The organism is Psychrobacter sp., assembly GCF_018260395.1.
Classification (GTDB): Bacteria; Pseudomonadota; Gammaproteobacteria; order Pseudomonadales; family Moraxellaceae; genus Psychrobacter.
This window is the reverse complement of record NZ_JAGLBC010000084.1, coordinates 1-10,755: the sequence shown is the minus strand read 5'-3', so window position 1 is coordinate 10,755 and position 10,755 is coordinate 1. Positions and strand designations below refer to the sequence as shown.

Annotated in this window: 11 protein-coding genes; 2 read left to right on the top strand and 9 right to left on the bottom strand. The window is 36.8% G+C overall.

The window, feature by feature from the left end:
- Positions 1-152: 152 nt before the first annotated feature.
- Entirely contained in the window at positions 153-1,442 is a 1,290-nt protein-coding gene (locus QZ265_RS07395; protein WP_296404896.1) for an arsenic transporter, read from the bottom strand.
- A gap of 115 nt (positions 1,443-1,557) precedes the next feature.
- On the opposite strand from QZ265_RS07395, the gene QZ265_RS07390 reads away from it, so the two are divergent.
- Together QZ265_RS07390 and QZ265_RS07385 are read left to right on the top strand one after the other, a co-directional pair.
- A complete protein-coding gene (locus tag QZ265_RS07390) occupies positions 1,558-1,839 on the top strand; it encodes a metalloregulator ArsR/SmtB family transcription factor (RefSeq protein WP_296404895.1) in 282 nt (93 codons plus the stop codon).
- A gap of 69 nt (positions 1,840-1,908) precedes the next feature.
- Entirely contained in the window at positions 1,909-2,847 is a 939-nt protein-coding gene (locus QZ265_RS07385) for a universal stress protein (protein WP_296404893.1), read from the top strand.
- A gap of 169 nt (positions 2,848-3,016) precedes the next feature.
- Here QZ265_RS07385 and cysA read toward each other — a convergent pair whose 3' ends face one another.
- The 8 genes from cysA to QZ265_RS07345 all read right to left on the bottom strand — a co-directional run bounded on the left by cysA (position 3,017) and on the right by QZ265_RS07345 (position 10,481).
- Positions 3,017-3,739 carry a sulfate ABC transporter ATP-binding protein gene (gene cysA, locus QZ265_RS07380; protein WP_296404892.1) on the bottom strand — a complete coding sequence of 241 codons (723 nt, stop codon included), beginning with the start codon at positions 3,737-3,739 and terminating at the stop codon, positions 3,017-3,019.
- A 104-nt stretch (positions 3,740-3,843) separates the two neighbouring features.
- Entirely contained in the window at positions 3,844-4,788 is a 945-nt protein-coding gene (gene cysW / locus QZ265_RS07375; protein ID WP_296404890.1) for a sulfate ABC transporter permease subunit CysW, read from the bottom strand.
- Between the two features lie 67 nt (positions 4,789-4,855).
- Positions 4,856-5,740, bottom strand: a complete 885-nt coding sequence (cysT, locus tag QZ265_RS07370) for a sulfate ABC transporter permease subunit CysT (RefSeq protein WP_296404888.1) — start codon at positions 5,738-5,740, stop codon at positions 4,856-4,858.
- Positions 5,741-6,033: 293 nt separating this feature from the next.
- Positions 6,034-7,113: a sulfate ABC transporter substrate-binding protein gene (locus QZ265_RS07365; RefSeq protein WP_296404887.1), complete on the bottom strand. Its 1,080-nt coding sequence runs from the start codon at positions 7,111-7,113 to the stop codon at positions 6,034-6,036.
- Positions 7,114-7,516: 403 nt separating this feature from the next.
- Positions 7,517-8,638 (bottom strand): sulfate ABC transporter substrate-binding protein, encoded by a 1,122-nt coding sequence (locus tag QZ265_RS07360; protein ID WP_296404885.1) that lies wholly within the window; start codon positions 8,636-8,638, stop codon positions 7,517-7,519.
- Positions 8,639-9,040: 402 nt separating this feature from the next.
- Positions 9,041-9,391 carry a hypothetical protein gene (locus QZ265_RS07355; RefSeq protein ID WP_296404883.1) on the bottom strand — a complete coding sequence of 117 codons (351 nt, stop codon included), beginning with the start codon at positions 9,389-9,391 and terminating at the stop codon, positions 9,041-9,043.
- A gap of 279 nt (positions 9,392-9,670) precedes the next feature.
- Positions 9,671-9,877, bottom strand: coding sequence for a hypothetical protein (locus QZ265_RS07350; protein ID WP_296404881.1), 207 nt, complete (start codon positions 9,875-9,877; stop codon positions 9,671-9,673).
- 241 nt (positions 9,878-10,118) lie between these two features.
- Positions 10,119-10,481, bottom strand: coding sequence for a hypothetical protein (locus QZ265_RS07345; RefSeq protein WP_296404879.1), 363 nt, complete (start codon positions 10,479-10,481; stop codon positions 10,119-10,121).
- Between the last annotated feature and the right edge of the window lie 274 nt (positions 10,482-10,755).

Below are 10,755 nucleotides of genomic sequence, written 5' to 3'. Positions count from 1 at the left end.
AAGTAAGCATTTAATCTAAATTGCAGTTACACAGAATTCGGGATGGGCTCAATAACGTGTGATTTATTGCTTAGGCTATTTATTGAATATTATTGATTTTATGTCCCACTTTATCGCTAACATACTATCTGTTGTTAACTAACTATTTGACCCTAACTTATCATGGGTAACCAAATTGCCAATGCCGCTAATGTAGCTAAGAGAACTGGTACCGTTAAGATAACTCCTACTTTAAAATAATAGCCCCAAGTGACAACCACATTCTTACTTGCCAGCACATGAAGCCACAATAAGGTCGCTAGTGATCCAATTGGGGTTATTTTTGGTCCTAAATCTGACCCAATGATATTGGCATACACCATTGCTTGTGTGATGGTATCGGGTTGGGTAGTATTAGATATTGCTAAAGACTGAATCAATACCGTCGGCATATTATTCATAACAGATGACAAACCAGCTGACATAAAGCCAGTCCCTATCGTTGCCACCCACAGCCCTTTATCTCCTAATGCATTCATGGCTAGTGTTAGATAATCGGTTAAGCCCTCATTCTTAAGTCCGTAAACAACCAAGTACATGCCTAAAGAAAATATTACCACCTGCCAAGGGGCACCTTTGATTACTGTTGGTACCGATATTTTTTTATTCAATAAAGCTGTTATTAGTAAAATTGCCGCCCCCACTCCCGCTATTAAGCTAATAGGGATACCCATAGGCTCCAATACAAAGAAACCTAATAATAATGCTGCCAAAACTAGCCAACCCATATAAAAAGTTATTGAATCATTGATTGCCGTGACTGGCGCCGGCAAGCTGTCTACTTCATAATGTTGAGGTATATCGCGTCTATAAAACAGATATAACACTATTAAAGAGCTTAGTACTGAGACAATATTTACCGGTAACATTACTTGGGCATAGCGATCAAAAGAAATATCAAAGAAATCGGCTGATACAATATTTACTAGGTTTGATACAACAAGGGGCAAGCTGGCGGTATCTGCGATAAAGCCTGCTGCCATAATAAAGGCAAAAGTTGTTGCTTCTGATACTCTCATCTTAACCAACATTGCTATCACAATAGGCGTCAAAATTAGCGCCGCACCATCATTGGCAAAAAACGCAGCGACCACAGCCCCTAATAGCACAATAAACACAAACAGTTTATTGGTATTACCACCTCCTAAACGAGCAACGTGTAATGCTATCCACTCAAAGAAGCCAGCCTTATCTAACAATAGACTAATGATGATAATAGCAATAAAGGCAAAGGTCGCATTCCAAACAATATCCCATACTACCGGAATATCATTAACGTTAATTACCCCAGTAATAAGTGCCAATATAGCCCCTAATGTGGCACTAACACCAATACCTAACCCACGTGGCTGCCATATGACCAATACAAGGGTAAATATAAATATTAAAACAGCAACTAGCATAAGGGTTCTCTAGGTAATTCGATAAGTGATAAGATTATAATGATGTAAAGTAGCACCAATTATAGTATATTCGCTTTAACGAATATAGATTTATTTATAAATTTAGGAGTGGCTCATGCAGCCAGTAACTTTTTTTAAGGCTCTTTCAGATCCAACCCGTCTAAATCTCGTACTACAAATACAAGCTAATGAAACTATATGTGTGTGTGATCTAATAGATAAATTAGATCAACCTCAGCCAACTATCTCTCGTCATCTTAGCCACCTACGTAAAGCAGGTTTGGTTACTAGTGAACGTCGAGGTAATTGGATGTGGTATGCCTTATCTGACAAACTTCCTGATTGGTGTCGCCATACTTTATCTAACATTGATAACGGCAATACTATTGAAAAATAGTTTTTTAAATTTTATATTGGTAAAAAGACTTAACTATTATTTAAAAATTTATAATAAAAGGGTAAGGCTATGAACCAATATAACGATAAAGTCATCAAAGAAAACAACGATTCAAAGAGTTTAAATTCACAGAGTTTAAATGAAACCATTTTAGCCTGTATCGATGGCTCTAATGTGACACAATCTGTTTGTGATTATGCCGCTTGGTATGCCAATGAATTAAATTTGTCGGTAAGTTTATTGCACGTTATTGATGTTCCAAAATCCTATCGTCACAATCTAAGCGGGGCCATAGGTATGGACAGTCGCCGTAGTCTTATGACTGAGCTTAGCCTAATGGACGAGCAGACCGCACGTATCGCAAACAAGCATGGTGAAGCACTTCTACAAGATGCCAAAGCTCATATACTAACCTCTTTGCCCCAAGCCAATGTCTATAGCTACTTGCGCCGCAGTAAACTTCTGCCTGCCATTGAGCATCATGCCTCTAAAAGTAGAGTGATTGTTATTGGCCGCCGCGGTAAAGACCATCAAAATGATTACGTTAATATTGGTAGTCAAATTGAAAATGTAGTTCGGGCTATAAATCGTCCTATCTTGGTTTGCTCTGACGGTTTTATTACCCCTGATTCGTTTATGGTAGCATTCGATGGTAGTGAAACTGCCAAAAAAGCTGTACATATGATCTGTAAAAATAACATTGCTAAAAACTTAGAAGGTCATATTGTAATGGTAGATAATATCGACACAGCGAATGAAACTGAATTGTATAAAGCTCAAAAAAAGATGAGTGATGCAGGTTTTAATATCACCGCTCATATCATTGATACAAAGAAAACTGGCAATGGTGATATCGTTTCTGCATTAACCACGTTTCGTAATGATAATGACATTAGTATGTTCGTTATTGGCGCTTATGGTCATTCTAAATGGCGTCGCTTCTTTGTTGGTAGTACCACTACTAAATTATTAACCAAAACTACTGCTCCTGTTATCCTATTGCGATAACTTAAATAATTAAATTAAATAATATAGCCATAAATTAAAAACAACTGCGATTATTTATGAATAGTTGGCATTTTATCAATCTGAAGTCATAAAAAAACCTGAGTAGTTCTCAGGTTATTATTTTAAAAAGGATATATTTAGCTTATGTATAGCTTAAAGTAGCTGTTTATTAAACCAAATCTAAGAAATCCGCCACAAATTCATTCGAAGGATTAGTTATTAGTTCTTGAGGACTACCTACTTGTTCAACAGACCCATGGTTCATGACCACAATTTTATCAGAAACATCACGCGCTTCTTCTTGATCATGAGTTACCATAATACTAGTCACCCCAAGCTCATGATGAATATTCTTAAGCCAAGTACGAAGCTCTTTACGCACTTTAGCATCCAATGCGCCAAATGGCTCATCCAATAGCAACAACTTAGGCTGTACTGCCAATGCCCTTGCAAGTGCAATACGTTGACGCTGACCGCCTGACAATTGATGTGGATAAGCATTGGCCAACGTCGGTAACTGTACCAACTCTAATAAGTAATCGACACGCTTTTTAATATCAGTATTACTAGGACGGCGATCCTTTGGCAACAGCTTAAGACCAAAAGCAATGTTTTCAACGATGCTTTTGTGTCGAAACAGCGCATAGTGCTGAAACATAAAGCCAATCTGACGCTTTTGCACGGGCGTATCCGTTACATCAACCCCATCAAATAAGATACGGCCACTATCAGCATACTCAAGCCCTGCAATAATACGTAGTAAGGTTGTCTTACCACATCCCGATGGACCCAGAAGAGTGGTCAGTTTACCAGTAGGTACTGCTAATGAGATGTCTTCTAGGGCAACAAAGTTACCGAAGCTTTTGTGCACTTTTTGAATATCTATGCTCATCTTAATACTCTTTATAATTTCAAATTATCTAAAGCTATTTGGTTTTAAAACCTAATGGCTTATTATACAAATGAATTCTAATAAATAGGTTTAAACGCTATACGCTATTGGTTGTCAGACGAAATGGCAGCAGCTTTAGGGTCAGTGCCTGTTATCACAAGCTTTGGCGCCGCAATAGTCTCACGGTTAATACCTTTGGCATATTTTCGGGTCTGCATTTTAGTCATAATTTGTTGCACCACCAAGGTTAGTAACGCTAAGCCTGCCAATAAACTTGACAGTGCGAATGCGGCAGTAAAGTTATATTCATTATAAGCAATCTCTACCAATAGAGGCATGGTATTGGTTTCGCCGCGGATATGACCAGATACCACACTGACCGCACCAAATTCACCCATAGCACGAGCATTGGTTAGAATAATCCCGTATAACAAAGCCCATTTAATATTAGGTAGGGTAACATGCCAAAATACTTGCCAGCCAGAAGCACCTAAAGTTAATGCTGCCTGCTCTTCGCTATCACCCTGCGACTGCATAAGCGGGATTAACTCACGGGCAATAAACGGAAAGGTTACAAACAAGGTAGCCAGAACGATACCTGGAACTGCAAAGATAACTTGAATACCCATCGACTCAAGCCAACCACCTACAGTGGAGTTCAAACCAAATAATAGTACAAACATAAGGCCAGCCACCACAGGCGATACCGAAAACGGCAAATCAAGTAATGTGGTCACCAATTGCTTACCTTTAAACTGATAACGGGTCACAAGCCATGCAATGGCTAGTCCCATTACTATATTAATGGGTAATACGATTGCCGCAGTAATTAACGTTAACTTTATAGCTTGCAACGCTTCTGGTTCAACCAATGCTGCCAGATACAATTCCCAGCCGCCTTTAAAGGCTTCAAAGAACACCGCCATTAGAGGAATAACTAACATCACAACTATAAATATTGAGGCGGTACCAATAAACAAGGTACGCACCCAAGGCGCATCTCGTGTAGCAGCGTTGCCTTGATAGTTATAATCATTAGAGATTTGCATATTGCTGTCCTAAATTGATAAGTATTCTAAATTTTACAAGTTTCGTTAATTGAAACCATATTGCCACTTACTTGGCACCGACGCGGCGTGATAAGCGCCATTGTAATAGGTTAATTGCCAATAAAATAACAAATGATATCATCAACATAAATAATGCCACTGCAGACGCACCTTGAATATCAAACTGCTCAAGCTTACTAATTATAATAAGTGGTAAAATTTCTGACTGCATGGGTATATTGCCTGCAATAAAGATAACAGAGCCATATTCACCAGTAGCCCTTGCGAACATCATGCCCGCGCCCATTAATAACGCAGGAAAAAGCTCTGGTAAGATAACAGTGCGAAAAGTGGTCAATCGACTGGCACCCAATACTGCAGCCGCTTCTTCATACTCTACTGATAATTCTTCTAACACGGGTTGTACTGCACGTACAATAAATGGGAAACTGACCACTACCAAAGCCAGCCAAATACCAATTGGTGTGAATGCCACTTGAATGCCAACCTTATCAAAGAATTGACCTATTAAGCCATTGGGCGCATATAAAGTGGCTAAAGAGATACCGGTGACGGCTGTTGGTAAAGCAAAGGGTAAATCAACCAAAGCATTAATAAGAGACTTACCGAAGAAGTTATACCGCACCAATACCCAGGCTACCAAGGTACCAAAAATCATATTGGTCAACATCGCATAAAAGGACATCTTAAGCGATAAAATTATTGCAGCTTTTACTTGAGCCTGACTGATAGCTTCAATAAAACCGCCCCACCCCATTTGAGTAGTGGTGTAAGCCATCATTGCAAAAGGTAAGATAACCAAAAGCGATAAACTCAGCACGGTGATACCCATAGACAATCCGAATCCAGGTAACACATTACGTTGACGCAACTTAGTTAACCATGAGCGCTTGCGTAAAGGATTTACTGTAGTGGAGGATGGTTGGGTCATGGATATCTCACTGCATTTATTATAGGTTGTAACATTTAATGCCAATAAAAGGCACTTTTAGTCATGGTCAACATGCTAACAGGGCTTGGTTATTATGTTTAATGATGATTAAGGCTATCTTAGTGACTAAAAGGAATATAACAGGCTAGTATAAAATTATTTATCTAGGTTAACTAAGTGATTGAAACTAAAAACCCTGTTAGCAGACTGACTGACCTAACAGGGTTAACACGTTTAATATTTCAATTAAAAATGAAAAGGATTTCAATAGGTTGGTTAGATGCTGTATTTGTTTAGCTATTCGCTTTATTTAAAGATAACTGATCAAACACACCACCTTCTTTGAAAAATTTGGTCATAATGTCATCCCAGCTGCCAAAAACATCATTGGCACGGAACGTTTCAATCGCAGGTAACTTATTACTATTGGCTGCTAATATGGTTTCATTACTAGGCCTAAAATAAAGCGTAGCGGCCAATTTCTGAGCCTCATCGCTCCATAAATACTTTAGATACTCCGTTGAAGCTTGAGTAGTGCCTTTTTTATCGGTAACTTTGTTTACCACGGCAACTGGAGTTTCAGATTCGATGGTATAACTCGGATATACAATCTGAACCTGACCTTTATCGAATTTGTTAGCGGTCAAATTTGCCTCGTTTTCAAAGGTAATCAGTACATCACCCATATTACGCTGTGCAAAAGTTGTGGTGGCTGAACGTCCGCCACTCTCATAAACTTTCACATTACCAAGCAGCTTCTTCATAAACGCTTGAGTCTGAGCTTCATCATTATTAAACTTATGTAGACCATAGCCATAAGCACCTAAGAAACTATAGCGTCCACTACCTGAAACCTTAGGATTGGCGATAACGATCTGTACGCCCGGCTTGGCCAAATCATCCCAATCTTTGATTTGCTTAGGATTGCCTTCACGTACTAAAAATACTGTGGTACTGCTAAAAGGCACTGAGTCATTGGCAAACGATTTACTCCAGTCATTAGCTACCAGTCCTTTCTTTTGAAGTAACTCAATATCTGATACTTGGTTCATGGTTACCACATCGGCTTGTAGACCATTAGCCACTGATAACGCTTGCTTGCTTGAGCCACCATGTGACTGGCTAATGACAATATTACTATCTGGATGCTCAGCTTTATAATGCTTTACAAACAATGGGTTATATTCTTTATAGAAGTCACGAGAGATGTCATAAGACACGTTTAATAGTTGTATGTCTTTATTTTCGATAGTGGTTGTGCTGCCATCGGCATTGGTTACTGTGCCTTGCTGTTTTTGATTGCCACACCCAGTTAGCGCCAAGCTTACTGCGGCTAGCGAAATTAATAGGTTTGATTTTAGGGCATTGGCCATGATCAGATTATCCTTTATACAAGTAAGCCTATAACTTTAGCTGTATTTATCTATAAGAGTGTTATTAACAGTCATGCTAACAGCGACTTTATATTATATTTAGTGATTTTAATGTCTATCATAATGAGAAATTAGAATATAAGACTTGCGGTGATATAGTGTTTCTAATTTAATGCTAATTAAAATGACCTTTAAACAAATCCAAAAAAATCTATATAAAAGCGTCAAATTAGTTTTTTAAAATCAAAAAAAATGCAGTGCTTCAAGTTTGCTATCATAAAGAGATAGCCACATGAACTCACTGCAAGATTTTATTAAAGCTATTAACTAATAAACTTTTATTAGACTCTAAATACCGATTATATGTATAAATATTAAGCCGTAACTTAATTTGGAGCAAAACTTACTTAGGTGCATTAATAGCCAACTGGTCAAATACACCACCATCACTAAAGAAAGTACCCATAATCTCATCCCAACTACCAAATACATCATTTGGACGGAAGGTATCTACTGGGGGTAGTTTATCTGTATTGGCATCTAATACAGCTTTCACGCTAGGACGTAGGTATAAATCTGCAGCTAATTGCTGAGCTTCATTACTCCATAAATACTTCAAATATTCGTTAGCAGCTTCAGTAGTGCCTTTTTTATCTGCTACGGCATTTACAACAGCGACTGGGCTCTCTGATTTAATTGAATAATCAGGATAAACAATATCGACTTGTCCTTTACCAAATTGCTTTGCAGCTAAGTTTGATTCGTTTTCAAAAGTAATAAGCACATCGCCTATATTACGCTGTACAAAAGTTGTGGTCGCTGCACGGCCACCATTCTCATAGACCTTTACATTCTTTAATAGGTCTCTTACAAACGCTTTAGTCTTATCTTCATCTTTATTAAAGGTATGTAGACCATAGCCATAGGCGCCTAAAAATGCATAACGACCATTACCAGTTACTTTTGGGTTGGCCATTACAATCTCAATACCAGGCTTGGTTAAGTCCTCCCAACCTTTAATATTCTTTGGATTGTCTTTACGCACTAAGAATACAATAGTACTGGTAAAAGGCACTGAATAATCTGGGAATGAATCGGTCCAATTATTTGCCACTAAACCTTTTTTCTGGAGTAATTCAATGTCAGAACCTTGGTTCATAGTCACTACGTCAGCTTGTAAACCATTAGCCACTGAGAGTGCCTGCTTGCTTGAGCCACCATGCGACTGCTTAATGGTAATGTTTGAGCCAGGATGTTCAGCTTGATAATGCTTGACGAACAAAGGGTTATAATCTTTATAAAAGTCGCGAGCCACATCATAAGATACGTTTAATAGCTCAACGTCTTTAGGCGCAGCTTTAGCATCTGAAGAAGTGGTTGCGCCATCGACGCTTTCAGATGCTGTTTCATTTTTTTGACCCCCACAAGCGGTTAAACCTAATGCCAAAGTTGCCACAGTGGTTATTGAAGCCATTTTAGCAGCTTTTGAAAAAGGGGTTTGGCCTACGTTTAAATTAATCGCCATGGGTACAATCCTTAAATTTATTACATAAAATGTTAATTCTAATCTGAACAACTGTCCGTATTAACAACAGTCAGTTTTTAGCAAAAATCAGCTATCTAAAAATCAGTTATTCATCGGCATCTTGTTAAACTTTAATCAATAATCTACGGTTTATAACTATAAAAAAATGACTTGTAACTACCAATTAGAGGGTACATATGCTAACAGGCATTGTTTGATATGTATAATAGTTATTAAGGGTATAGATGTGAGAGATTAGAATAAGCTTAGACACAAAAAAAGAGACCCAATGTAATTAATACTAAGGGTCTCATTTATTATTCTTTCAATAGCGATGAACAAGGATTTAGCTAATTTGAAATTAACTCTATCTCTAAATTCACTTGATACTTAGAAAACTTGTTAATTAGCACACTTGTTGTAATAGAGTTTAATGAAGTTATCAACCTGTTTATTTTTATCTGCATCAGACTTAGCCTGAGGTACTTTATAAGCTCGAGTAATAATATTAGATGACAAAGTTTGATATGCTTTGTTATCACTTTTAGTCTTATTGGTGACGACGTTTTTAGAGACACCATTTTGTCTATCCATCATAATATTGCCAGCCAAGCTTGCAATATCAACACACACTTCATTTAAGTCTTTGGTTGCCGCTTGAGCGCTTATTGAAGGCAGTGTCATGACAGTGGTTAAAGCTATTGTAGCTAAAATTTTATTTATCGTTTTATGCATCGCTGTGGTCTTAACCATAATTTGAAATCCTAAATTTTAATGATTGAAAGCTATTCAATAATAGATAGTTAATGTTATAAAAAAATCAAAATAATATATTTAATTTATGTGGAAACGGATAAGTTTTATTTGTTCCAGTATACGAATGTTTAGTTGCTACAACCATAATTTTTCGTATAGTTATGGCACAATTGCTATATAAATTTATGCCACATTATCGAAGGCCAGACCCAGCAAGCTAGAAACGTTGAGCTATATAGATGATTGAGCTTAATAAAAAGAGTAACTTAATATTAATCATGGTGTTTTAGTTTTGTCCTCTTTGTTTTGCAGCAAAGGAGCATTTATAGTATCAGCACTACGTATCATAATCGGGCTTATGCTAGTGTTGACGTTATTGACATGATTATTGTTATGCATACCGCTAGTGCTACAACTCGATAAACTAGACATTACCAAACAACCTGTTACTAGTATAAAGCTAACTTTTAAATCAAGTTTCATTCTGATCTCCATATTCCTTTAGCTTAGATATTTGTTATACAAAAGTTTAAATATCAAATTCTTCAAAGCTCATCTAGAACTAATGGCTAACTTTGATTTTATATGTAAAAAAAACATACATTATTTGAATAACAAATAGGATGATTCAACTCTAATACATTAGTTATTGATAAGTGGTGGCTAATAGTTTTCGAACAGACCTAATATAGTTTCTATAATCAAACTCTCACCCTTACTATGACTATGGAATTTTTATAAATTGAGCACCTGAAACATTCATCTGCAAGTTGTATTTGGTCGGTATGATATTACCAACAACACAAAGCTTCTGTCCTACATAGTTATCCAACCTTCCAAAGCGCTTTTCAAAAATTACAAAGTCTTTATTCCAGACTAACGCCGTTAAACTTTGATTAGGGTATCTTCTATCAAAATTAATATAATGTCGGTTAGGCATATGATTAACCTCTACAACTGTACCGCAAGCCGTTACCCATTCATCAACATATATAGACGCATTTCTTGTATCAATCATTGGATCAGCTGCAGTTGCCAACGCACTACTACACAAGCTAATGAATATGCCTATCAACTTTTTCAACATATTAAACCCGCTATATAACAACTAAAATAAAAATTCTAAATCAAACAATAAATTGAATTAGACATTAGGATGATTAGTAACTTCTCTAAACTAATAACTTCAAATAACTACTAACTTCTTATACCTTAACAATAGCTATTTGCTATCCTAATTTTATAAAAAAGCATTATAGTTTTAATGATTTTTAACTTCATTGTATTTATGTTCTTTAATTGTTTATCCAATACAACTTACATTTCAATAATTCCTCCTATATCTTTAAAAAAAAGCCAGC

Excerpts from the sequence above, each read along its gene's own strand:
- QZ265_RS07395 (WP_296404896.1), bottom strand. The coding sequence starts at position 1,442 with ATGCTAGTTGCTGTTTTAATATTTATATTTACCCTTGTATTGGTCATA.
- QZ265_RS07390 (WP_296404895.1), top strand. The coding sequence starts at position 1,558 with ATGCAGCCAGTAACTTTTTTTAAGGCTCTTTCAGATCCAACCCGTCTA.
- QZ265_RS07385 (WP_296404893.1), top strand. The coding sequence starts at position 1,909 with ATGAACCAATATAACGATAAAGTCATCAAAGAAAACAACGATTCAAAG.
- cysA (WP_296404892.1), bottom strand. The coding sequence starts at position 3,739 with ATGAGCATAGATATTCAAAAAGTGCACAAAAGCTTCGGTAACTTTGTT.
- cysW (WP_296404890.1), bottom strand. The coding sequence starts at position 4,788 with ATGCAAATCTCTAATGATTATAACTATCAAGGCAACGCTGCTACACGA.
- cysT (WP_296404888.1), bottom strand. The coding sequence starts at position 5,740 with ATGACCCAACCATCCTCCACTACAGTAAATCCTTTACGCAAGCGCTCA.
- QZ265_RS07365 (WP_296404887.1), bottom strand. The coding sequence starts at position 7,113 with ATGGCCAATGCCCTAAAATCAAACCTATTAATTTCGCTAGCCGCAGTA.
- QZ265_RS07360 (WP_296404885.1), bottom strand. The coding sequence starts at position 8,638 with ATGGCGATTAATTTAAACGTAGGCCAAACCCCTTTTTCAAAAGCTGCT.
- QZ265_RS07355 (WP_296404883.1), bottom strand. The coding sequence starts at position 9,391 with ATGGTTAAGACCACAGCGATGCATAAAACGATAAATAAAATTTTAGCT.
- QZ265_RS07350 (WP_296404881.1), bottom strand. The coding sequence starts at position 9,877 with ATGAAACTTGATTTAAAAGTTAGCTTTATACTAGTAACAGGTTGTTTG.
- QZ265_RS07345 (WP_296404879.1), bottom strand. The coding sequence starts at position 10,481 with ATGTTGAAAAAGTTGATAGGCATATTCATTAGCTTGTGTAGTAGTGCG.